The 25237-nt window shown below is 45.3% G+C and carries 18 protein-coding genes; 14 read left to right on the top strand and 4 right to left on the bottom strand.

Annotation, left to right across the window (positions count from 1 at the left end):
- Positions 1-17 precede the first annotated feature (17 nt).
- Positions 18-1841 (top strand): T9SS type A sorting domain-containing protein, encoded by a 1824-nt coding sequence (locus AC06MN_RS10720; RefSeq protein ID WP_475672373.1) that lies wholly within the window; start codon positions 18-20, stop codon positions 1839-1841.
- Positions 1838-3187: a tetratricopeptide repeat protein gene (locus tag AC06MN_RS10715; protein ID WP_475672372.1), complete on the top strand. Its 1350-nt coding sequence runs from the start codon at positions 1838-1840 to the stop codon at positions 3185-3187. The genes AC06MN_RS10720 and AC06MN_RS10715 overlap by 4 nt, the downstream gene beginning before the upstream one ends.
- 756 nt (positions 3188-3943) lie before the next feature.
- Here AC06MN_RS10715 and AC06MN_RS10710 read toward each other — a convergent pair.
- The 3 genes from AC06MN_RS10710 to AC06MN_RS10700 form a co-directional block, all read right to left on the bottom strand.
- Complete coding sequence (locus AC06MN_RS10710) at positions 3944-5437, bottom strand: pseudouridine synthase (RefSeq protein ID WP_475672371.1); 1494 nt, start codon at positions 5435-5437, stop codon at positions 3944-3946.
- A gap of 186 nt (positions 5438-5623) precedes the next feature.
- Entirely contained in the window at positions 5624-7045 is a 1422-nt protein-coding gene (locus tag AC06MN_RS10705) for an aminopeptidase P family protein (RefSeq protein ID WP_475672370.1), read from the bottom strand.
- 1036 nt (positions 7046-8081) lie between these two features.
- Positions 8082-8978, bottom strand: a complete 897-nt coding sequence (locus AC06MN_RS10700) for a helix-turn-helix domain-containing protein (RefSeq protein WP_475672369.1) — start codon at positions 8976-8978, stop codon at positions 8082-8084.
- Between the two features lie 164 nt (positions 8979-9142).
- Here AC06MN_RS10700 and AC06MN_RS10695 point away from each other — a divergent pair, with 164 nt between their 5' ends.
- The 6 genes from AC06MN_RS10695 to AC06MN_RS10670 all read left to right on the top strand — a co-directional run bounded on the left by AC06MN_RS10695 (position 9143) and on the right by AC06MN_RS10670 (position 17278).
- The gene (locus AC06MN_RS10695) at positions 9143-10636 is read left to right on the top strand and encodes a TolC family protein (protein ID WP_475672368.1); all 1494 of its coding nucleotides are present in this window, start codon (positions 9143-9145) and stop codon (positions 10634-10636) included.
- Positions 10637-10666: 30 nt separating this feature from the next.
- On the top strand, positions 10667-11662 hold the full coding sequence (locus AC06MN_RS10690) for an HlyD family secretion protein (protein WP_475672367.1): 996 nt from the start codon (positions 10667-10669) through the stop codon (positions 11660-11662).
- An 8-nt stretch (positions 11663-11670) separates the two neighbouring features.
- Positions 11671-12840 carry an ABC transporter permease gene (locus AC06MN_RS10685; RefSeq protein ID WP_475672366.1) on the top strand — a complete coding sequence of 390 codons (1170 nt, stop codon included), beginning with the start codon at positions 11671-11673 and terminating at the stop codon, positions 12838-12840.
- 1 nt (position 12841) lies between these two features.
- Complete coding sequence (locus tag AC06MN_RS10680; RefSeq protein ID WP_475672365.1) at positions 12842-14116, top strand: ABC transporter permease; 1275 nt, start codon at positions 12842-12844, stop codon at positions 14114-14116.
- A 394-nt stretch (positions 14117-14510) separates the two neighbouring features.
- On the top strand, positions 14511-16985 hold the full coding sequence (locus AC06MN_RS10675; protein ID WP_475672364.1) for a TonB-dependent receptor: 2475 nt from the start codon (positions 14511-14513) through the stop codon (positions 16983-16985).
- Between the two features lie 11 nt (positions 16986-16996).
- Positions 16997-17278 (top strand): nucleotidyltransferase family protein, encoded by a 282-nt coding sequence (locus AC06MN_RS10670; protein WP_475672363.1) that lies wholly within the window; start codon positions 16997-16999, stop codon positions 17276-17278.
- Between the two features lie 136 nt (positions 17279-17414).
- Here the strand turns inward: AC06MN_RS10670 and AC06MN_RS10665 are convergent, their stop codons facing one another.
- Positions 17415-18557: an ATP-binding protein gene (locus AC06MN_RS10665; protein WP_475672362.1), complete on the bottom strand. Its 1143-nt coding sequence runs from the start codon at positions 18555-18557 to the stop codon at positions 17415-17417.
- Between the two features lie 186 nt (positions 18558-18743).
- Between AC06MN_RS10665 and ileS the strand changes: the two genes are divergently transcribed.
- The 6 genes from ileS (at position 18744) to AC06MN_RS10635 (ending at position 24879) form a co-directional block, all read left to right on the top strand.
- Entirely contained in the window at positions 18744-22175 is a 3432-nt protein-coding gene (gene ileS / locus AC06MN_RS10660; RefSeq protein WP_475672361.1) for an isoleucine--tRNA ligase, read from the top strand.
- A 143-nt stretch (positions 22176-22318) separates the two neighbouring features.
- Entirely contained in the window at positions 22319-22726 is a 408-nt protein-coding gene (locus tag AC06MN_RS10655; protein ID WP_475672360.1) for a TraR/DksA family transcriptional regulator, read from the top strand.
- On the top strand, positions 22723-23358 hold the full coding sequence (locus tag AC06MN_RS10650; protein WP_475672359.1) for a lipoprotein signal peptidase: 636 nt from the start codon (positions 22723-22725) through the stop codon (positions 23356-23358). The genes AC06MN_RS10655 and AC06MN_RS10650 overlap by 4 nt, the downstream gene beginning before the upstream one ends.
- A 121-nt stretch (positions 23359-23479) precedes the next feature.
- Positions 23480-23956 (top strand): N-acetyltransferase family protein, encoded by a 477-nt coding sequence (locus AC06MN_RS10645; RefSeq protein WP_475672358.1) that lies wholly within the window; start codon positions 23480-23482, stop codon positions 23954-23956.
- A gap of 55 nt (positions 23957-24011) precedes the next feature.
- A complete protein-coding gene (locus AC06MN_RS10640; protein WP_475672357.1) occupies positions 24012-24290 on the top strand; it encodes a hypothetical protein in 279 nt (92 codons plus the stop codon).
- A 7-nt stretch (positions 24291-24297) separates the two neighbouring features.
- The gene (locus AC06MN_RS10635; protein ID WP_475672356.1) at positions 24298-24879 is read left to right on the top strand and encodes a nucleotidyl transferase AbiEii/AbiGii toxin family protein; all 582 of its coding nucleotides are present in this window, start codon (positions 24298-24300) and stop codon (positions 24877-24879) included.
- The last annotated feature ends 358 nt before the right edge of the window (positions 24880-25237 follow it).

Below are 25237 nucleotides of genomic sequence, written 5' to 3'. Positions count from 1 at the left end.
CAAAAAATTAACATACTATGAAAAAGTTATTCCTTATTATTATGTTGATGGCCATAGCCAGCTGCAACTTTGCACAAGACATTTATGCTACAGGATATTATGCAACAGGCACCAAAACGAGAGGTGCATTATACAAAAATGGAACCAGACTTTACACGGTTCAAGGCTCCAACTATTCCACGAAGGCATCAAAGGTAATGCTCAATTCGGAAGGCGATGTGTATTGGATGGTGGATTATTACGACCCCAACGATAACATTCACCACAAGGAAATCAGGAAGAACAATGAGGCTCTCTCTGTTCCCGACGGATTTCAGCTCAAGGATTTCTATTGCCTCAACGACACATTGTATGCCGTCGGTCAGCTATACAACTCGGATTCAGTAATGGTTGGAGCTGTTTTGCAAGGTGACGACTTTTCGCCTTATTGGCAAATAGGCGATGGAATACGCCCCACATCTGTCAATGCTGCCGATGTGGACAATCGTACTGGCATCCCCTATTTCTGCGGTTACATTACAACAAATGGAACAAAACAGGCCGCCGTGTGGAAAGAAAACGAATTGCATTTCATCTTCCAGCAGCAACATCCATTTGATTCAGTTACCTATTCCGTTGCTAATGAAATTTCGGTTGACAATGGGCTTATTTTCACAAATGGATATATGGATGTTGATGCAGGCGAGTGGATAACCATCGGTGTCATTTTAAAAGACAATGAGTATTATGTCAGTTGGGGTCTTGATTCGGGCCATTCAAAAATATGTGCTTTTGCAGGAGAAATATATTACATTTATAACTACCCTCATGGATTTGTTCATAATGTTGTTAAAATTGCAGATGGTCATGGCTATCAGACAATGCTTTCTAATTTTGACGGCAATTACGCAACCAACATCTATGCTACACCTTCTGACATCTATGTGTGCGGCAAGAAAGAAGACAAAGCTTGCATCTGGAAAAATTTCGAAGTGTTTCAACAATATGGCAACAATGACAACATTACTAACATGGCCATTGACGCACGGAGCATTGACATCAATAATGAATGGTACTACGAAATCCAGAATGATAACGGCTCGGTAACATACCAGCATTTGGAATGTCAGACCGACACTGTCATTGAAAACAAACGACCCAAGGTGATTGTGCGCAGCAATACGCAATACGACCGCAATGAAATCACTGAAGTGACCCACGAATATGTCTACGAGGAAAACGGCAAGGTTTACTGGTGGAACAAGGACTTGCAGGAGTTCACCACGCTTTACGATTTTGGTGCCACTCAGGGCGAAGCATGGGAAATCAAGGTGGGCTACGAAAGCATTGTCATGCATGTCGATTCGGTCGGATACTACGAAAACGAGGGAGAGCGTTATCGCATGTTGCATGTGAGTGACGAAAACGGAATATTCAGCGGCGACATTATCGCCGGCCTTGGCCATCTCACCAGTTTCTTCCCCGAAAAACTGATGAACCGTGACAAAGACTATCGCGTGGAAGGCTTGCGCTGCTATTGGATGAATGGTGTTTTGATTCTAAAAATCGGAGAACACGACTGCGATGAGGTGTACGATCAGTATCACCTTGGCATGATTGAAACAAATACTAATGGTTTTGCTGTCTATCCGAATCCTGCCAATGGCGTTCTCGTTGTAGAGACGCGCCATGGCGCGTCTCTACCAGCAAACGCCGAATATAAAATTGCCAACACGATTGGACAGACAGTAATGCAAGGCAACATCGAAAGCGAAAATCAGCAGATTGACATCAAGACGCTGTCTGCCGGAATGTATTTCCTAACGGTTGAAGGTGAAACCATGAGATTTGTGAAGCGATGAAGACGCGCTGCCATTTTGGATTTATCTTTTTCTTGGTGTTTGCCCTTTCGGCTTGCCGCCAAGAGACGAAATGCCTTGAAGAAGCACAGAAGCACTTCAACGAAGGCGTGGAACTGCGCGCTGCCTGCCAGACCGAGGCTGCTGCCGATGCTTTCAGCAAGGCATTGATAGCCATCGACCGTTGCAAAACCGAGCAGCCCGAGACAAAACGGCTGAAAGCCCAAATCGAAGACAATCTTGGCGCGACTTATTGGCTCCATGGTCTCTTCGACGAAGCCTTGCCGCTTCTTGCCGATGCCGTCTCCCTCTCACGTGAACTGAACGACTCCACCATATTGCTGGCTGCGCTTCGCGATCAAGGTCGTGCCGCAGCAAATGTAGGACAAATTGAGGAAGCAACAACCCTTTATGATGAGGCTTTGCAGATTGCAAAGCGATTGGATGACAATTCCTTTGCTGCCTTAATCCTTACCGAAACGGCACGCGACATTTACTTGCCCTCCGAGGACTATGCCAAGGCAATTGCAGCTTCTACGGAAGCACTCGTTGCCAGCGAACGTCCCGACATCTGTCACCTCAATCTTGGCTTGGCATACTATTATCTTGAGCAGGACAGTCTCGCTTTCCATCATCTTAGTAACGCTATCAAGAGCGAACAAGCAGGTATCCGCATGTCGGCCTACCAGTGCCTCTGCAACCTTTATCAGTTTGCAGGCGACTATCAGAAAGCTCTTGAATGTCATGAACATTTCAACGAGAATATGATGCAAGCCGACCAAGACCATCGTGCCGAACAAGTGCAACGCATCAAGGCGGAATACGACTTGCAAAGTCAGAAAAACACGCTGCAAGCCCAACAGAAGTTGAAGAACTTCCGATTGTATTTCATTCTTTTTATCCTGGTTGTCGCATTGATAATCATTGCGTTGCTTTTGCGAAAGAATATGCTTGAAGAGAAACTGAAGGCTGAAAAGATGAAAAACGAGTTGGAGCTTGAGTTGAAGAAGAATAAGGTGTATGTCACCGCCTTGGCGCTCAACGAGCAAATCACCACTTCGACTATCGATTTCGAACTCAAGGAAAGCGAGTGGGACGATTTCGTGAAAATCATCGATAAGGTTTACGGCAATTTCATTGCACGCCTCACCAAGCAATATCCGAATCTGACAAAAAGCGACATACAAATCTGCTGTCTCACCAAACAAGGCTTCAGCAATCAGGTCATTTCCATCCTGATGAATTTGCAGACCAACTCCTATGCCCGCCGCAAATCGCGCATCAAACAGGAGAAAATGAATGGATTGGAAGATGAAAGGAGTTTTGAGGATATTGTGAAGGCAATCTGATCGGTCTTTACATTTAAAACGACAAGCTCTAAATCCGCAAGAATTTGCTTTCGGTTTAGAGCTTTTTGCATTATTAGAGAAGCATTGCTGCCCGTCTTAGTGGTGATTTGCTTTAATCATAATACAAATCAAAAACACGAGTCCTGCAATTCCCATTATCATCGTTAAAAGCCACGGAATTCCGACAAAAAGCTGGGCTTTGATGCGAAATGACTTTTCAAATTCCATGTCGTATGCCTTGTCGATGTCATCGAATATTTTGTGTTTCTTCTTTGCAATGGAACAAAGAACATCCATTACAGTGAAACAACCAAAGGAGACGAACAGTGGAACACATAAAATTGACGGGTGAATGTTTTTTATGAAAAGGCAAACGGCAAAACATATTATTGTTGTTAATATGAAAATCCAAAAGCTCACAGCGTAAATGACAAATATGTCTTCTCGAAATGGCGTTATATACCATGCGTTCTTGTTGTACTTGTGAACATAGTATAAAACTTTCTTGAGTATCATGGCTTGTTCCTCCCGATGGATTTTCTGCAAAACTATTAAAAGTTTTCATTCGTGGAATGGACTGCAACCTTGAAAGTAGAAACGTAGCGCACTACGTCTCTACCAGACAATATATTCAAACAAAAATAAGCTCTAAGCCAGCAAATTATATGCATTTGGCTTAGAGCTTTTTGCTTTTGGTAACGTTGTCGATAATTTGAAGCGCAAGACGCACGCGGTGCATCGCTACAATTCAAACAATCAAATTTTCTTCAGCATATTCACTTCCATATCGGTGAGGAAACGCCATTCGCCACGAGGAAGTTTGTATTTGTCGAGGCCGGCGAACATCACGCGGTCGAGCTTTTCGACTTCGTAGCCGAGGTGTTCGAAAATGCGGCGGACGATACGGTTGCGGCCCGAATGTAATTCAATGCCGATTTCCTTTTTGCTTTCGTCGCCTTCAACGTATGAAATGGCATCGGCGGCAATAGGACCATCGTCGAGTTCAATGCCTTCGGCAATGCGGAGCAGGTCGTTCTTGGTCAAAGCCTTGTCCAAAGTCACCTGGTACATTTTCGACACTTCGCTACTTGGGTGGGTGAGTTTCTTTGCCAAATCGCCATCGTTGGTGAAAAGCAAGAGACCTGTCGTCAGCTTATCCAGACGGCCAACAGGGAAGATGCGTTCTTCGCAAGCGCCTTCAACGAGTTCCATGACGGTGTCGCGCTCGTATGGGTCGTCGGCTGTCGTGATGTAGCCTTTAGGCTTGTTCAGCAGGATATAACGGAGCTTCTCGCGGTTCAGGGTCTGGCCGCCATAAACGACTTTGTCTTCGGTCTTAACCTTGAAACCCATTGTGGTGACGACTTCGCCATTCACGGTGACGCAACCAGCCTTAATCAGGTCGTCGGCCTCGCGGCGTGAGCAGATGCCACAGTCGGCGAGATATTTGTTCAAGCGGATTTCGCCAGTTGCCTTCGGACGGTCGTACATCGGGTCTTTTTCGCGGACATAACCCTTACGGCCTCTGCGTGGAGCTTCTTCGTTCTCGTCTTCAAAACGGCGGCCTCTGCGGTCGTCGAAGCGGCGTTCACCTCTTGGTTTGTCATCATCGAAGCGACGGCGTGGGCGGTCGTCAAAACGGCGTTCGCCACGTGGTTTGTCGTCATCGAAACGACGGCTTCTTGGGCGGTCGTCGAATTTACGTTCACCTCTCGGTTTATCATCGTCGAAGCGGCGGCGAGGACGGTCTTCAAATCTGCGTTCGCCTCTTGGCTTGTCTTCATCATCGAAACGGCGACGTGGGCGATCCTCAAAACGGCGTTCGCCACGTGGTTTGTCATCATCGAAACGGCGTGATCTTGGACGGTCGTCGAAGCGGCGTTCACCTCTCGGTTTGTCATCGTCAAATTTGCGGCCTCTTGGCTTGTCGTCAAATCTGCGGACACCTCTCGGCTTGTCTTCGTCATCGAAACGGCGGCGTGGACGGTCGCCGAATTTGCGTTCACCGCGTTCTTCATCGTCGAAGGGGCGGCGAGGACGGTCACCGAACTTGCGGTCACCTTGGTTGTCATCAAAACGGCGTTCACCTCTCGGCTTGTCACCGAATTTTCTTTCTCTTCTTTCTTCTCTTCCTTCTTCGTCACCATCGCGGTGAGAAAATCTGAAGGATTTGCCCTGTAGGAACTCATCGTGATGTTCTACAGTCTTCCTGGTGCGTGGACGCTTACCAGTGCTTTCTCTTTCTGTCATTAAAGTATAGTATTATGTGAAAAATTTCGGGCGGCAAAAATAGTAAAAAGTTGGGACTTGGAGTGTGAAAAGTTGAGATTTTGAAATTATTTCCCAAAATTATCTCTCCCCTATCAATGAAAGCAAAACGGAGCAGCCGATGGCCACTCCGTATCTGTCTGAAAAATAATGTAAACTATCTTGCAATCAGTACAGTCCAGGCATCTTGATCCATTCTCTGCCTTGGGCGCACATATCCTCGACATCGGCAACTGTCTTAGGAATCGGGCAGCCCAAAATGCGGCAGCCGTTTTCTGTAATCAGCAAATCATCCTCAATGCGAATGCCGCCAAAATCCTTATAGGTTTCCAGCTTGTCATAATTGATGAAATCTTTGTGCTTGCCTTCGGCTTTCCAAAGGTCGATTAATGTCGGGATGAAATAAATGCCAGGTTCGTCGGTGACAACAAAGCCTGGTTTCAAGGTCTTGCCGCAGCGCAGGCAGCTGAAACCTTGCTTGGTGGAACGTGGCGTGATGTCATCATAGCCGACGTATGTTTCACCAAGGCCTTCCATGTCGTGAACATCCATGCCGAGCATGTGACCCAGGCCGTGAGGCATGAAGAGGTAGTGCGCACCAGCCAGCAGCGCCTCTTCGGTGTCGCCTTTCATCAAGCCAACGTCTTTCAAGCCATCAATCAAGGTACGGCAAGCCAATTTGTGCATTTCCATATAAGGCATGTAAGGACGCGTGTTGGCGGCCACTTCCATGTTGGCTTTCAGCACGATTTCGTAAATCTCGCGCTGACGTTGGTTGAATTTACCGCCCACCGGCGTTGTGCGGGTGAAATCGCTGGCATAATAGTTTTCGGTCTCGGCACCGGCATCGCAAACCATCATGCGGCCTTCCTGCAACACGTTGCGATGACCGTGATTGTGCAAAGTCTGACCATTGACACTCAGGATGACAGGGAACGAAACAGGGCCGCCGCCCGAAAGCGAAAGACCTTCGACCATACCGGCAAGTTCTTGTTCAACCATGCCCGGCTTGCACATTTTCATGGCCGTGGTGTGCATGTAATAGGCAGTGTTGGCGGCGCGTTCCATTTCCTCGATTTCGAGTGCCGATTTCACTTCACGCATCTTGATGACAGCCTTGATTAATTCGACGCTGACGAAATCAGCAACCGCATCAACATTGACATTCAGCCATTTGGCGCATTGCATCTGAGTATCGCCACGATAGGTCGGCAAAATGTGAATCTTACGGCCTTTGGCAATGGCTTGCTGAAGATATTCGCCAAACTTGCTGAAATCGCGGCAATCGGTAATGCCGATGCTTTCGCACTGCTCTTTCAGCGATGGCAGCGGGCCGCACCAAATCACATCGTCGACGGTGACTTCCTGTCCGAAAAGAATTTCATCACCTGTCTCGAAATCGATGACACCCACCAAATCAGGATAATTCAAGCCAAAGAAATAGGAGAAATTGCTGTCCTGACGATAAATATAAGTGTTGTCAGGGTAATTGAAAGGAGCTTCGTTGTTGGCAGGAAAGAAAGCCAAACCTGCATTGAGTTCCTTTTTCAACGTGGCGCGACGGCCAGCATAAACGTCTTTTGTAAACATGATATTGAGTTTTTAATGTTATCTTAAAGATGCAAAGGTAATTGATTTTTGCAATGAATCTGATTTTTTCCTTTAAAAATGTGTGAAAGTAGAGAATGAAGTCGGTTTTCGGAAAGAGGAAAAAGGAGAAAGAATGAAGGAAAAAGGAAGATGGAAATAGTACTCCATTGACTTGTTGTCGGAGCGAATACCTTCACGCTCTGAAAAAGCAGATTATTTATTGAATGGGCGAAGCGAACTTGTGAGCGACATCCTTTGCGAAATAAAATGAGGAATAATATACTTTTAGACCCAGAATGAAAGATGCAGGTTGAAAAAAGCCGAAAGGCAGATTTGAATCGAGAGGTTACGAGATTCAAAGGTGGATAGAAAAAGGGGGGTTGCATGTATTGGTTATTAAAAAGGACAAATTGTATGTTTTTGCCATGATTTCGGGCTGTCATCCCATGCTAAATGAGCAATAGGAAAGGCGATAGCTAGGCGAACAGTAGGCGAACGGTAGGCGAACAATAGGCGAACAATAGGCGAACGGGTAATCCGCTTCGCATAATCCATGACTTCGTCGAGGGTCTATGAGATTATCGTCCTGTATCCGGCAGGCTGGGACTTGCTGACGCAAGTCCATATTCGCTCGATTCGCCCGATGCGCGGTCAATAACAAATATGGGATTTGATTTTCAATTATCTATCACAAAGGGAGCTATGTGCTTTTCGACCTATGTTGATAGCCGAAGTCTTGTCCATTGTCGGGCTGCATCTCAGAGAGATGCGATTTCTGTTACCCCATACATAGTGTGGGGCATGCACAAAACCAACATATATGATGGATGTAGCTGCCCTACACGTCGCTTCGCTTGTATATGGTAACAAAAATGTGACCTCTTCGAGGTCGAGCGGGTCAAAAAATATATAATTGCCTAAAATGATGGATAAAAATTGGCAGATTCAAATCATGGAACATTATCCGACGGTTCAACAAATCAAACCCAACGTGATCAACAAATAAACAGTTAAACAAAAAAACAATCAAACATTTTCAGCTTTCGCGGTATTGCTTTGGTGTCATTCCTGTGTGTTTCTTGAAATATTTGTAGAAAAACGATGGGCAGGGAAAATTGAGTTCTTCGGAGATTTCCTTGATGCACAAATCGCTGTTTTTCAGCAATTGCTGAGCTTGACGGACAACAAAACGGTCAATCAATTGCGGTGCCGAAAAACCGCTGACCGATTTCACGATTTTTGACAAGTATTTGGGCGAAATGCAGAGCTTGTTGGCATAAAAAATCACATTGCGCTGCTCTGTATGATATTGCTTGACGAGATTCAAAAAACGGTCAAAAACCAGTTTGTTCCGCATCGAAACAGATTGTATTTCAATGTTTTGATTCGTAATCTGACGACACACGAAACTGCCCAAAAGACAGAAAACCGAGGAAACGAGATGATGGACGCTTTCCTTTACATAGGCGTATTCGGAACGAGAGGTCTCGGACAAGAGGCTGATGTGCTGCTCAAACAAGCTGCGTTCTTCGGGTAACAAACTGAAACATGGATTGTTGAACACGCTGACCACTTCATTCAACATATTGATAATGTCCAACTTATGATTTGCGAGATACTGCTTCGATATAATCATGACAATCAGGTCGATGTCTTTCCCGTTTTCTTCCGAAATGCAGATGCTTTTGCTCGGCAACTTCATGATCATCATGCCTTCCGAAATGGTAAACTCTTCAAAATCAACACGACATCTGAGACTGTTGCTTTTGCAATACACAGCCACAAGATCATCGATATGGCAAAGCTCCAGCAACCGTTTGAACTTTTTCAGACTCACACAATTGGCAATAAAAATGTCGTCGCCGACGCATATAGCCTGATCTACAGGAGCACTTTCCTTGAGATAAGGAATCGGAAAAACCAATTCTTTCATAATTATAAATTTAAGAATCGCAAAGATACGGATTATTCTGTTGACTGCAATGCGAAAAACAGCATTTTTTCTACCTTTTGAAATTTTTTATTCGTAAATAGATATTCAATAATCATTTGTTTTGTCGTAACTTTGCAAACTGAATTAATCAATTAATGACAATTATGAATTATCTGAAAAACATCGTTTTACTTCTGCTGATATGCTGCATGTCGTATTCGGCGGAAGCTCAGAGACAGATGTCTTTGGAAGAGTGCCACAGTCTGGCATTGGAAAACAACAAGCAATTGAAAATCGCCCAGGAGGAAGTCAACAAGGCCGAGTATGAAAAGCAGGCCGCGTTCACCAACTATCTTCCTAAGTTCTCGGCAACAGGCACCTACATGCACAACAGCAAAGGCATCGCGCTGATTAACGACGATTATACGGCAGCCTTGACGAGTGCGGGAACGGCTATCGATGGGATGGTGCAAAATTTCATCAGCTATGCCCAAACAGATCCTTTGATGCTTATTCTCATGGAGACCAGTCCTCTCGTCCAGCAGCTGATTGCCGATTGGAATGAATATCATGTGGCTGAGGCAATCAATGGGTTGGGTGACGAGCTTTCCGATATGCTTCATCCCGACACGAGAAACATTTATGCAGGCATGGTTTCGGTTCAGCAGCCGATTTACGTAGGTGGCAAAATCGTGGCCTACAACAAAATCACCGCCGATGCCAAGGAACTGGCCGAATCGAAACTCGAAATGCAGAAACAGGAAATCATTGTGAGTGTCGATAAGGTTTACTGGCAAATCGTTTCGTTGGCCAACAAGCTGAAACTCACCCAGCAATATGTCGACCTGCTTCAGTCCATGTCGGAAGATGTCTCGAAAGTGGTAGCCGAAGGCCTTGCCACCGCATCTGATGAAATGGCAGTGAGAGTGAAACTGAACGAAGCCCAGACCACCATGATTAAGGTCCAGAACGGTTTGGCCTTGTCGAAAATGTTGCTTTGCGAACAATGCGGACTGCCGCTCGACACGGAGTTCACTTTGGCAGACGAAGACCTGGAAGACGTTCTCGTGGTTAACGAATCGTTGTCCTATCAGGACGAGTCGATCGCGGAAAACCGTCCCGAACTGAAATGCCTGAGCTTGGCCAACGACATGTATGCCAAAAAAATCGCCATCACACGTTCGGAATTTCTCCCGACCGTAGCAGCCTTTGGCAATTATCTGATTTCCAATCCGTCATGCTTCAACGGATTCCAGAAGGAATTTCATGGCATGTGGAATTTTGGCGTCGTAGCCAAGATACCGCTTTTCCATTGGGGAGAGGGCTATCATAAGGTTCGCATGTCGAAGGAAGAGGCGAAGATTGCCCAACTCAACTACGAAGAGGCTAAGGAGAAAATCATGCTCCAGGTGAGCCAATGCGAAAAGCAGATTTCGGAAGCTGATTCCCGCTTGACACTAACCCAGGACAAGATGGACGATGCCGAAGAGAACCTCAGAATGGCAACCATCGGTTTCCGCGAAGGCATTGTCACTTCCATCGTGCTGAACGAAGCACAAACCGGCTGGATGAAAGCCCATTCGGAATTCATTGATGCGAAGATTGACAGAATCATGGCGGGCGTGAACCTGCGCAAGGCTGTCGGACAACTTGAATAATTAATTAGAAACAATAAAAAAATAAGAAAAATGGATACAATTAAAAGTCAAAAAATCAACACGTTTTTAGCATTGGCCGTTTTAGGGGCCGTTATCATTATCGTGTGTGTGATAGGTGTCATCACCTTTAACAAAGCGGATGAATACATCCAAGGACAAGCCGAAGCAACCGAGTACAGGGTTTCAAGCAAGGTGCCGGGCCGCATTCTTGAATTCAGGGTTCAGGAAGGCCAGATGGTAAGAGCCGGCGATACCTTGGCCATTTTGGAAGCTCCTGAAGTTGCAGCAAAGAAAGCCCAGGCCGAAGCCGTCAGGACTGCTGCCGAAGCACAAAGTGCAAAAGCCGAAAACGGAGCACGCAAGGAACAGATCCAAGGTGCTTACGAAATGTGGCAGAAAGCAAAAGTCGGTGTCGAAATCGCAAAGAAATCGTTCAACCGTGTTGAAAACCTTTTTAAAGAAGGTGTCGTCAGCGAGCAGAAATATGATGAAGTGAAAGCCCAGTACGATGCTGCCGTAGCAACCGAAAAGGCCGCCAAGTCGCAATACGACATGGCCATGAACGGTGCCCAGAGAGAAGACAAGGAAATGGCTGCCGCTCAAGTGCTTCAAGCAAAAGGCGTTGTGGCCGAAGTGAATTCCTACATTAACGAAACCATCCTCACTGCCTACGCCGACGGCGAAGTACAGGAAATCTATCCTCATGTCGGCGAGCTTGTCGGCACCGGCGCTCCAATCATGAGCATCGCCCAGTTGGACGACCAATGGACCACTTTCAATGTCCGCGAAGACCTGTTGCTGCAATTCAAGATAGGTCAAGAGGTTGAAGTGTTCGTTCCTGCCTTGGGCATGAACATGGATGTCAAGGTGGATTACATGAAAGACTTGGGCGACTATGCAGCTTGGAAAGCCACGAAACAGACCGGTCAATATGACCTGAAGACTTTCGAAGTGCGGGCTAGGCCAATTGCCAACATTCCTGATCTTCGTCCTGGCATGAGTGTTCTTTATCAACTGAACAAATAATAAGCATCATGTCGAAGACAAGACCTATACGGCTTGTAATGCAGCGTGAAATAAAGCGCCTTACGGGACGGCCTGTCTATCTGTATTGCATGATACTGGCTCCCTTAATGTGCTTTACGTTCTTCCTGACTTTGATGGATAGCGGTCTGCCTACCGACATTCCTGTCGGCGTCGTCGATGAAGACAACACTTCGGTGACAAGACAGGTGTTGCGTAATCTGGACGCTTTTCAGCAGACGCAGATAACGGCGCAGTATTCCAATTTCGGCGATGCACGAGAGGCCTTGCAGAACGGAAGCATCTACGCTTTCTTCTACATTCCAAAAGGAACAACGGAATTGGCTTTGGCAAGCAAACAGCCGAAAATATCATTCTACGCCAACACTTCCTATCTGGTTCCAGCTTTATTGGAATACCGCGATATGAAGATGATGGCAGAATATGCTTCAGCAGCACTTACAAGAGCCACGCTTTACGCGAAAGGTTACAACGAAGCGCAAGCCATGGCCGTCTTGCAGCCTATCAAGGTGGATATACATCCTATTAGCAATCCTTTGCTTAACTATTCGGTGTACCTGTCAAACATCTTGCTGCCGGGTATCCTGATGCTTATCATTTTCCTCGTGACCGCCTACTCCATTCACAGCGAAATTAAGGAAGAGACGGCGGTGGAATGGCTGGCTATGGCGAAAGACAACATTTTCACAGCCTTGGCCGGAAAACTTATTCCTCAAATGGCTGTGTGGCTTGTAATGGGTGGAATCTACATGGCAATGCTCTATTTCTGCAGCAATTTCCCGCTGAATTGCGGAATATGGCCAATGGCACTGATTTCCGTGCTGTTTATTTTCGCCGCCCAGTCATTTGCAGTCTTCGTCTGTGAATTGCTGCCGTCGTTGCGTTGGGCATTGAGCATCGCTACGCTGTGGGGCGTTCTGTCATTCCCTATTTCGGGCTTTTCGTTCCCCGAAATCGCATTCCCTGCCTCGTTGAGAGCACTGTCATCGTTATTCCCGTTGCGTCATTACTACCTGAGTTATATCAGTTTGGCTTTGGACGGACTGCCTTTGCGTTATTGTGTAGGAAACATCGCTGCATTGCTGATATTCATCGGTTTGCCGCTGTTGTTGCCATTTAGATTGAAACATTGTTTGTTGAATTACCAATACACGAAATAAAATGAAGTGGCTACAGAATATATCAAATTGGATGCTTAATATCCTCGAGATATGGCGTGTCGAGATGCGCAACTCGCTTTTCGACGAAGGTGCGGTCGTTTTCTTCTTCATTGTCCCACTGGTTTACCCTGTCATATACTCATATCTTTATAGCCATGAGGCAACGCGAGAGGTAGCAACGGTTGTGGTGGATAATGCAAATACTGCTCTTAGCCGCGAATTTATCCGTAAGGTGGATGCAACTTGCGAGGTGGATATTGTTGGCCATTGTGCCGAAATGCAGGAAGCGAAAGAACTGGTTTACAGACGTAAAGCCTATTGCATCATCTACATTCCTGAAGAATTTGAGAAAGAATTGGAACAAGGTCGCCAGTCAACGATTGAACTTTTTTCCGACATGGGTAGTTTGCTGTATTACGAAGCATTGTACTCTTCATGCACTGAAGTTTCCTTGGAAATGAACATGGACATAAAAGCCCAACGTATGCCTGGAGCTACGGAAGAACAAACGTCTTTGTTCTGTTATCCGATTGAATACGAGTATGTTCCAATGTTTAACACCCAAAGTGGATTTGCCAGTTATGTCATCCCCGCCGTATTGATGTTGGTTATCCAACAGACAATGTTGGTCGGCATCGGCCTGCTGGCAGGTAACGAGCGCGAGAAGAAACGCAAAGGTATCCTTTTGCGCTATCAAGTGGGCAAAAAACCGAGCGAGATGCTTTTCGGAAAAGCCTCGACATACGTTTCGATTTATGTCACCATGAGTGCTTATCTGTTCTTCATCGTTCCAAGCATGTTCAATCTCATCCATATCTGGCAATTGAAGGAAGTGCTTGCGTTTATGTTCCCTTACCTATTGGCCTGTGTCTTTTTCAGCATAACAATCTCCGGATTGTCGCACGACCGAGAAGTCTTTATCATCATGTTTATGTTCATGTCGGTTCCTTTGATGTTCATTTCGGGCATTTCCTGGCCGACCTGCGCTGTGCCGAAATTCTGGCGCGTGGTGTCATGGTTCTTCCCATCCACATTCGGCATCAACGGATTTGTGAAAATCAACAACATGGGGGCTTTGGTAAGAGATGTCAAGCCGGAATTAATCGGCTTGTGGGTTCAGGCATTCTTCTACGGCTTTACCGCTTGGCTGGTTTATAAACGTTCATACGGTAAGAACCTCAAGAACTATGTCCGCGTTGAAGAAAGCGAAATCCGTCTTGTGGGTGTGCGCAGAATGCACAAGGAAGGAAAGAGCTTCAGGTTCAAACATAAATGAACCTTGCTTTTCTAATATCTTGAATGGGACCGGCCAATTTGGTCGGTCTCATTTATTTAAGTAAGTGTGCTAAATTAGTTTACATTCTGAATTTAGAGTTACGGGGGATTCGGACTCTTAGACTATTTGACATTTAGACTTTTTGGACTGTACAGACATAATACTGGATAAGTTCGGTAAGGCGCATCACCACCGATAACCGACAACTGAAAACCGATAACCAATTCATATTGCAATTTAAATTTGACTACTTACCCAATAATAAATCATCCAACCCGATATTTTTTCGTTTCATTCCGTAAAAAAGATGATTCCATATTTAACACTAAGAGAATTTCACCGAATTTTGCTATCTTTGCAAACCGTAATTGAAAACGTCAAATCTTATTTTTATATGAAAACTCGTTTGGCTATACTGCTGACTATTATTTGTTTTGCACAAACTGCATTGGCAGCCATCACCGTCAAGGGAAAAGTGATTGACAACACTTCGGGCGCACCTATGGAATATGCAACGGTGCGGGCTTGCTCCTTACCTGACTCGACTTTTGTTCAAGGTTGCATTACCGAGCCAGGAGGTTCATTTTCAATGCAATTGGAGAAAGGACGTTATGTGCTTGAAGTCCAATTCATGGGCTTTGTGCCGACCTATAAGAACATCACGCTTGACGGGAAAAAGAACCCTTACGAGGTGGGGAAAATTGCCCTTTCGCCCGACAGCCAGATACTGAATGAGGTGAATGTGGTGGCCGAAGTCAGCACCTACGAAATGACTTTGGACAAGCGTGTTTTCAATGTCGGCAAAGATGTCAGCAACTCGGCCGGCAATGCCATTGAGGTTTTGGAAAACATTCCTGCCGTTTCCGTCGATGTGGAAGGCAATGTCAGTCTGCGAGGCGACGACGGAGTGCGCATTCTGGTCGATGGCAAGGAATCGGGACTTTCGGGCATGAGCACACAGGATGCCTTGCGCACCTTGCAGGCCGATATGATTGAACGCGTGGAAGTTATCACCAACCCTTCGGTGCGCTACGATGCCGAAGGTTCGGCGGGCATCATCAATATCGTTTTGAAGAAAGACAAGCGTCAGGGCTTCAACGGTGCCTTGAATGTGCGTGGCGGCTATCCTTGGCAATACGGAGCTTCGTTTACGGGCAATTACCGTCTGAAACGTTGGAATCTGTTCAGCAGCGTGGGCTACAATCATCGCTCCAATATCGGTGGCGGCACTAACGAGACCAAGCGTTTCCTTCCAGTAGAACAAGAGAAAGACACTGTTTTTGAACAAATTACCAATCAGACCACCGACCGTACCATGAAGCGCGATGGCATTAATTTCCGCCTCGGTGCCGATTATTACATTACAGACAACGACATCGTAAGTTTGTCAGGAATGGTGCGTTACGGCAAAAACTCTTCCCATCCAATAGTCAAATATTCAGATGTTTATCCACTTGCCGATTCCTCGTCATACGATGAGCGTTCCGAAGACTGGTTTGAAAAATCACCCATGTTTGAGATTTCGGCTACCTACGACAAGACATTTGAACGCAAAGGCCGTAGCCTGAAAGCGGAATTGCGTTATTTTCAGGACTTTGAAAACTCACATTCTGACATCACGGAAAACCTTTACCAAAGTCCGCAAACCATGAATCACATCATTTCGCAACTATCGCAAAAAACCAAGGAAGACGAAACTATGCGCAATCTGCAAGGCACGATTGACTATGTGCATCCATTTGCCGAAAAAGCGCAATGGGAGATTGGCGCGAAATATACTTACCGCGATATTAATAATGTATCGTCAGTTTCGGAAAAGGATAGCACAAACACCTACGTTCCGTTGTCAGATTATTGCTACGACTTTGATTATTACGAACATGTGGCGGCCTTGTATTCAAGTCTTGGCAATGACTGGGGGCGTTGGTCAGCACAGGTCGGCGTGCGTGCCGAATTGACCGACATCTATACAAACCTGAAAGGCTATGCCCACGACGGCACCGATTCCATTAACGGCGGCGACCCGTACATCAACCTGTTTCCAAGTGCGCATATCAATTATTCATTCAACGAAAAGAACCAGTTGCAGGTGAGCTATACACGCCGCATCCGTCGTCCTGGTTTTTGGCAGATGAGTCCGTTCCGCTCGTACAACGACAACCGTAATATCCGCATGGGCAACCCCGCCTTGAAGCCGACTTTCATGGACAGTTACGAATTGGGCTACATCCATTTCTGGGATCAGACGACATTTAATTTCACGGCGTATTACCGTCACGGAACCAATACGATACGGCATTACACCTATGAGGAAGATGGCGTTTATTACAGTATGCCAATCAATTTCGGCAAGGCAAACGATTTCGGTGCCGAAGCCGTGGTGCAAGGGCAAATCCTGAAGTGGTGGAACTTGAACGGCAATGTCAATTTCTTCCGTTCCAACACCAATGGTTACATTGAAGACAAGTATTATGAAACCAAATCGTGGATGTGCTTTGCCCGTTTGATGTCGAAATTCACCATTGTGAAAGGCTTTGACATTCAACTTACGGCGCATGTCATGGGACCGCACAAAGAGCCACTCGGTATGCGCGACGGCGAATGGTGGCTTGATGTTGCGGCCAGCAAGGAAGTGTTCAAAGGCAACGGCACCATCACTTTCAATGTGCGTGACGTGTTCGGCACACGCGGTCACGGTGGCGAATCGTGGGGCGACAATTTCTGGCAATACAGCACCAGCACTTGGAACCGCACTTCCATGTCGCTGAATTTCAGCTACCGCATCAACCAACAGATGGGCAAGCGCAACCGTCGTGACATGGAAAGCGGCGGTGGCGACGACTACGAAAGCTCGGAAGAAATGTATTAATTTTGGAATTGATGATAGATATAATTCAGGCTTATCTTGCCACGCAGCCAGTGCTAAAGGCATGGTTGTTTGGCTCCTACGCCCGTGGAGAACAGGCTTTGGAAAGCGATGTGGATAATTTGGTTGCGCTGGATAAGACGGCACACATCGGGTTGTTTGGGTTCACTCAGATTTACCTCGATTTGCAGGATTTGTTGAACAAGGAAGTCGATTTGGTGGAAGAAGGAACCTTGAAAAGCCATGCCGTTCCTTTTGTTGAGAAAGATAAGATATTGATTTATAAGAGAGCCTGATGAGGTTTCAACGCAAATTGTCAACAATTATCCATTAATTTGATAATCAAATAATTGACGTTTAATTTGTGATAATTTGTAGGGACGCATCGCATGCGTCCAAAAACCGCCAGCAAACGCAAAAAAGGATTTAATTTCAGAACAATTCGCCGTTCCAAAGCATTTTCAGGAAATCGAAAACATAAAGGATTTCGATATTACCGCTTCGGCGCGATAACTTGTCGCGCGACACCATAATGCAACGGCTTTCGGGAAACTCATCGTGATAATCCTTGAAATTTCCCAAATGCTTAGACTGTATTTCCTCCGTTGATTTGATTTCAATTCCAAACTCAGCTTCACCGATGACGACATCGATTTCCTTGTTGGTATAGGTGTGCCAATAGCTGAGTTTTTTTTCGTTATGCGTATAACCCAAATAGGCCCTGATTTCCTGAACTACAAAATGCTCAAATGCGTGACCATATTCGGGTGTGCCTTGCGAAAGTGAAGTCCTGTTCATCAGGTAGTTGTAAACGCCAACATCGAAATAATAGAATTTTGGCGATTGCGAAACTTTCCGTTTCGTCGCCTTTGTGTAGGCTGGCACAAGATAACCTATCAGCGTGTCTTCCAAAATGGAAAAGTACTCCTTCACGGTCTTGGCACTTACACTGCAATCTGAGGCTATATTGCTGTAATTCACTATTTCACTGCTTGTTAAGGCTGCAACATTCATGAAGCGGATAAACGTTTCCAAATTGCGCGACAAAGCCTCTTCCTCGATTTCTTCCTTCAAGTAAACATTGATGTAGCTTGATAACTGCCGTTTTGGATTTTTTGCCAAGTAAACGGGCGGCAACATTCCATAAAGCAAGGCCTTGTCCAAATCCAAATCTGGAAGTTCGGCGCTGACAAAAGGATAAAAATAGCATGGAAAAGCCCTGCCGCCCAAGGTGTTATAGCCTTTTCGTTTCAGTTTTCGTGCGCTGCTTCCGCAAAGAACGAATTTCAGCTGTTTCTGTTGAATCAACCGGTGAACTTCATTCAGCAATTCGGGCACTTCCGGTATTTCATCTATGACAACGATTGTGCCTGCGGGCTTGTCCTGAAGCAATTCAAACAACAAAGATGGATGCAAACGGAAACGGCGCTTGATTTCACCATTCAAAAGGTCGAAAGTGACGGCGTTTCCAAATTGCTGTGCGAGGAAAGTGCTTTTGCCAGTCTGGCGGGCACCAAACAGAAATACACTTCCATCTTCGATTTCATCAAATAATTTGTAATATCGTTGAATCATAGGTAAATAATATATATTCTACTTCCGATTTTCCCAAAATATCGGGAGTGCCACTTCCGATTTTCTTGAAATATCGGGAGCAAAAGTATGGATTTTTCTGAAAATGAAAAGTGTTTTTTTGTATTTCTTGCCCAAATTATTTGAAAAGTTCGTATTTTTGCCTCTTAAATTTTTTACTTCATCAAGATGAAAAGTAATTATAAGGAATACAAACAGTTGAATCTCACCGAAACTGCCAACGAAATCCGCAAGTTTTGGGAGGAGAATGGGACTTTCCAAAAGAGTCTCGATAGTCGCGACAAGGATAACTCCTTTGTGTTTTTTGAAGGTCCGCCGAGTGCAAACGGTCTGCCTGGCATCCACCATGTCATGGCCCGTACCATCAAGGATATTGTCTGCCGTTACCAGACTTTGAACGGCAAGTATGTCGTCCGTAAGGCCGGTTGGGATACCCACGGTCTGCCTGTGGAACTGGGTGTCGAAAAGAAATTGGGCATCACCAAGGAAGACATTGGCAAGAAAATCAGCGTCGACGACTACAACCGCGCTTGCCGCGAGGAAGTGTTGAAATACAAGGACAGATGGGACGAACTCACCCGCATGATGGGTTATTGGGTCAACCTCGACGATCCTTACATTACTTTCAAGAATGAATATATCGAGACCTTGTGGTTCCTGCTGAAGAAGCTATACGACAAAGGTCTGCTTTATAAAGGCTACACCATTCAGCCTTATTCGCCGGCTGCCGGCACAGGCCTGAGTTCGCATGAACTGAACATGCCGGGCTGCTACCGCGACGTTAAGGATTTGACCTGCGTGGCCATTTTCAGCCTGAAAGCCGAACAGAGCAAATTCACCAAATTGCCTTTCGGTACCGATACCGCTTTTGCCGATACAAAGGTAATCGCTTGGACAACAACGCCTTGGACTTTGCCTTCAAATACGGCATTGTGCGTTGGTCCAAACATTGAATATAATCTCGTCAAGACTGTCAATCCGGTGAGTGGCGAACCGATTTGCGTCATCATCGGCAAGCCTTTGATGGGTTCATTCTTCCCGGCCGAAACCGAAAAGCCAAGTTTTGAGGATTACAAAGCCGGCGACAAGAAACTACCTTACGAAGTGCTTGGCACTTGCAAGGGTTCCGAACTCGTTGGCCTTGAATACGAACAGCTGATTCCTTGGGTCAATCCGGGCGAAGGCGCTTTCCGCGTCATTCCTGGCGATTATGTCACCACGGAAGACGGTACGGGCATCGTTCACATCGCGCCTACATTTGGTGCCGACGATAAGCGCGTCGCCATGCAGAACGCCATTCCGCCATTGCAAATGATCGACAAGGACGGCAAGGTTCAGCCAATGGTTGACCGCACAGGTAAATTCTTCCTTTTGGAAGACCTTGACCCTGATTTCGTTAAGAATAATGTTGATGCTGAAGGTTATGGCCCATACGCTGGCCAGTTCGTGAAGAACGCCTACGACCCGACAAAGACCGACAAAGACAAGTCGTTGGATGTCGACATCGTGGTTTGGCTGAAGGAACGCGGCAAACTCTTCAAGAGCGAAAAGCACACCCATAACTATCCGCACTGCTGGCGTACCGATAAACCTGTGCTTTATTATCCTTTGGACAGCTGGTTTATCCGCACGACTGCCGTCAAGGACCGCATGATTGAACTCAACAAAACCATCAACTGGAAGCCTGAAGCAACAGGCAGTGGCCGTTTCGGCAATTGGCTGGAAAACCTCGTCGACTGGAACCTCTCGCGTTCACGTTATTGGGGCACACCATTGCCAATCTGGCGCACCGAAGATGGCGCAGAGGAAATCTGCATCGGCAGTGTCGAAGATCTCCGCGCCGAGATTGAGAAGTCAATCAAGGCCGGTTTCATGACCGAAAATCCTTATGCAAGCGAAGACTACACCAAGTTCGACTTGCACAGACCTTATATCGATGGCATTATCCTTGTTTCGCCAAGCGGCAAGAAGATGTTCCGCGAACCAGACCTGATTGACGTTTGGTTTGATAGCGGTGCCATGCCTTACGCTCAGTATCACTATATGGGCAAGGAAGGCCAGTTGGGCAAGGATGTCTTCCCGGCTGATTTCATCGCCGAAGGTGTCGACCAGACCCGCGGTTGGTTCTTCACGCTTCATGCCATTGCTACGATGTGCTTCGATAGCGTTGCTTATAAGAACGTCATTTCCAATGGGTTGGTGCTCGATAAGAACGGCAACAAGATGTCGAAGCGTTTGGGCAATGCCGTTGACCCGTTTGGCGCCATCGAAAAGTACGGTGCCGATGCCGTGCGTTGGTACATGATTACCAATTCGCAGCCTTGGGACAACCTGAAATTTGACGAAGCCGGTGTCGATGAAGTGCGCCGTAAGTTCTTCGGAACACTTTACAACACATACGCATTCTTCGCCATGTATGCCAACCTCGACAACTTCCACTACGAAGAAGCCGACCTCCCGATTGCAGAGCGTCCGGAAATCGACCGTTGGATTTTGTCGGAACTGAACACTTTGATTATCAATGTCGATAATGCTTACAAGTCATTTGAACCGACCCGTGCAGGCCGTGCCATTCAGGAGTTTGTCGATGCTCACTTGAGCAACTGGTATGTGCGTCTGTCGCGTCGTCGTTTTTGGAAAAGCGACACCAAGGACGAGCTTTCGGCTTACCAGACACTTTACACCTGCTTGGAAATCGTGGCTCGTCTGTCGTCACCAATCGCTCCGTTCTTCAGCGATCAGTTGTTCCGCGACTTGAATAGGGCTACTGGCAGAAACGCTGCCGAATCCGTCCATTTGACCGACTTCCCAGTCGCTGACGAAAAACTCATTGACAAGGCTTTGGAAAGCAGAATGGAAGCCGCCCAGCTGATTTCATCTCTGGTGCTCTCGCTGCGTAAGAAAGCCAATATCCCAGTGCGTCAGCCATTGTCGAAGATTATGATTCCGGTTGCCGACGATGAACAGAAAGCCCAGTTGGAAAAGATTTCGCACCTGATTATGAGCGAAGTCAACATTAAGGACATTGATTTCCTGTCGGCTGACAATAACGTTTTGGTGAAGAGCGTGAAACCGAACTTCAAGACTTTGGGACCTCGTTATGGCAAGCAGATGAAGCAGATTTCCGCTTTCTTTGCAAACATGACGCAGGAGCAAATCCACGAGTTTGAGAAGAACAACGGTGCTCACCTTGATGTTGATGGCGTTTCGGTTGACTTGGTCCTCGAAGATGCCTTGATTTCGACTCAGGACATTCCGGGTTGGGCAGTGACATCGCAAGACGACATGACCGTTGCCCTTGACATGACCATCACCGATAAACTGTTGCAGGAAGGTTTAGCTCGCGAAATTGTGAACCGTATTCAGAATTATCGTAAAATCCATAATTATGAAGTTTTAAACCAAATAGATGTTGTGTATGATACTCAAGGTAATAATTTGGTTGATACTTCTATTGGAAACTATAAAAATTATATTTGTACAGAAACTAGGGCTAAAACTATTAAGAAAGTTTTTTCTCTTACCAATTGTGAGTCTTACGAACTGACAAAAGACATCAGTGTGAAACTACAGATTAAGGAACTGAAAGCAGAAAAATAATCCGATTTTGCTGCTTTTGCCTCAATTATTGTAGTTTGCTACAGGTAATTTTGGCAAAAGCAGCAATTTTTTTCATCATATTGGAATTTTTGCTATTTTAGCGAAAATATTTTGAGACTATTAACCAACTAAATTGCATCAATATGAACAGCGATAATAAGAAAAACGAAGTCCAGCAAGTGCGCTACTCCGATGAGGAACTGGAAGAATTCAAGGTTTTGATTCTTGAAAAACTTGCTCAGGCAAAAGAAAGTCTGGAAACATTGAACGCCAACCTTACGGGTGGAGAACACAGTACCGATGATACCGCACCGACTTTCAAGATTTTGGAAGAAGGTCAGGCAGTGGCTCAGAAAGAGGAAAACGCAAAACTTGTCGCACGTCAGGAGAAATACATCCGCGACCTTGAATTTGCCTTGATGCGCATCGAGAACAAGACCTACGGCGTGTGCTCCGTGACTGGCAAACTGATTCCAAAGGAAAGATTACGCTGTGTGCCGATTACGACAAAATGTATTGAAGCAAAACTGAACGAGAAAAAGAGAAAGTGAAAAAAACTGGTTCTCACGGCTTTGCGAAGTCGTTTTTAGTTATTTTTATTGTGCTGCTTATTGACCAAATTCTGAAGATTTGGGTCAAGTTGCACATGACCATCGGTCAAGAAATTCCGGTATTTGGCAATTGGTTCAAGCTGCTGTTTGTCGAAAACAACGGCATGGCTTTCGGTTGGCTCGATGGTGGTAGCATGAAGCTGGTTCTGAGCATTTTCAGAATATTGGCAGTCATTGCTTTGTTTATTGTTTTAATTCGCCTTTCAAGGAAAAACACCAAGTTCGGGGTCTTGTTTGGCATTTCATTGATTACTGCCGGTGCCATTGGAAACATCATCGACAGTGTGTTTTACGGACAGATTTTCAGCGAAAGCACGTTTACGCAATTGGCGGCTTTGTTCCCTGAAGGCGGCGGTTATGCAGGCTGGCTGCATGGCAAAGTCGTTGATATGCTGTATTTTCCAATTATCGACGTGGCGTGCGACAATGCTTCCTGGCTGCCCGACTTTTTCTTTGGTCCTGATGACCATTTCATTTTCTTCCGTCCGATTTTCAATTTCGCTGACTCTGCCATCACCGTTGGCGTGTTCTATATGCTGATTTTCCAATGGAAGTGGTTGAAAAACATTTGATTGAAGTTATGAGTTATTGTTGTCAGTTGTCGGTTAACGGTTTTCAGTTATCAGTTAATGGTTTTCAGTTAATAGTTTTCTTCCACAACAATTAAACGATTAAATAACTAAACAATTAAATATGGCAAATTTCAATATTCGTCAAGCCCAGCCCGAAGATACGGCTTTGATTTTAGATTTCATCAAGAAACTCGCTGACTATGAAAAGTGTTCCAACGAAGTAATCGCTGATGAACCAACACTTTATAACTCATTGTTTGTTGAAAAGGCCGCCGAAGTCATTTTGGCGGAAGAGGATGGCGTGCCGATTGGTTTTGCCTTGTTTTTCCATAATTTTTCAACTTTTGTCGGGCGCAAGGGTTTGTATTTGGAAGACCTTTTCATCATTCCCGAAAAGCGCGGCTTAGGCTATGGCAAAGCCATTCTGAAATATCTGGCTAATATCGCCGTTGAGCGCAACTGTGGCCGCATGGAATGGATTTGCTTGGATTGGAATGCACCGTCATTGGCCTTTTACCGCAAAATCGGCGCTTTCCCGCTCGACGAATGGACGGTGCAGCGCATGACGGAAGATGTAATGTGCGGGTTTGCAAAATAAGTCAAATGTTCTTGTTTTCGAGAGAAAATATGTAATTTTGCAAAAAAGGAATCTAATGACAAGGGAACAATTCATAGAAAAACACAATCCTCTTTTTTGGTATACTCCAGTAGCCTCAAAAAAAGATATTAGTGATAGTCTGTTAGTTGAGACTATTCTTAATTATGGCACGATGGATGATGTCAGGGAATTGTTTACTGTTATGGGAATCGAAAAAGTGGCTTCGGTGTTTTTTGCAGCCAAGGAAAGACAGATAGGCAATTATTATCCCGAAATCTATAACTATTTCACTTTGCTTTTCAACCGTTATGTTTCACAGAGAGATATTGAATGATGACCAGATGTCTTTGCTCCCTGTAATTCGGGAGTTTAAAAGAGAGTACTATTTGGTTGGTGGTACGGCCATCGCTTTATATCTTGGTCATCGCCGTTCCATTGATTTTGACTTGTTTAAGTTTTCAATGATTAGTGCCAAGAAAAATGTCGAAAAACTGAGCCGTTCAAATGTCAATTTTACAATAACAAGAAATGTCACTGAACAGTTGAATCTTATCGCTAACAATGTAAAGATGACTTTTTTTCAGTATCCATTTCAAATTGAGGCAAAGAATGATTTTGAAAAGGTCATCCGTATTCCCGATTTATTGGATTTAGCTGCAATGAAAGCTTATGCTCTTGGCAGACGTTCAAAATGGAAAGATTATGTGGATTTGTTTTTTTTGCTGAAAGATAAATTCACATTGCAACAGATTATTGACAGGGCGATAATGATTTTTGGTGATTTGTTTTCCGATAAACTGTTTCGTTCCCAGTTATCCTATTTTGATGATATTGATTATACAGAAGAAGTTGATTATCTGGTGAATGCGCCATCAGATGCAGAAATTAAATCATTTCTGATTGATTTGGCAACGACATTGTAATTTTATTGATGGCTGTTTTTCAATATTTCCAAAGCCTTTTCCTTGTCGCGGCCTAATTGGGCTTTCTGTTACTCTAAACCATTGAATTTCACTTCGGGACGGATGCGGTCGATGAAACGCACGCGGATATGTTTCCGTAAATGTCTTCGTTGAATTGGAAGATTGTGTCGAATATATGATTGATACACAATTTATTGTCGTTTTTTGGAACAAAATTGATACTGTCCCAAAAAGTGTGTCTGAGCGCAGAGGCTAAAAAAGGGATTGGCCAATCAGTCCAATCCCTTAAAAGTCTGTATCTTTAGGGTGCCCAAACTCTAAATAACAGACTTAAAATGAAGTTTACAAAGGAACAAAT

Source organism: Candidatus Limimorpha sp. (genome assembly GCF_056203535.1).
Note: the sequence above shows the minus strand (reverse complement) of the source record. Positions and strands in the feature narration are given on the sequence as shown.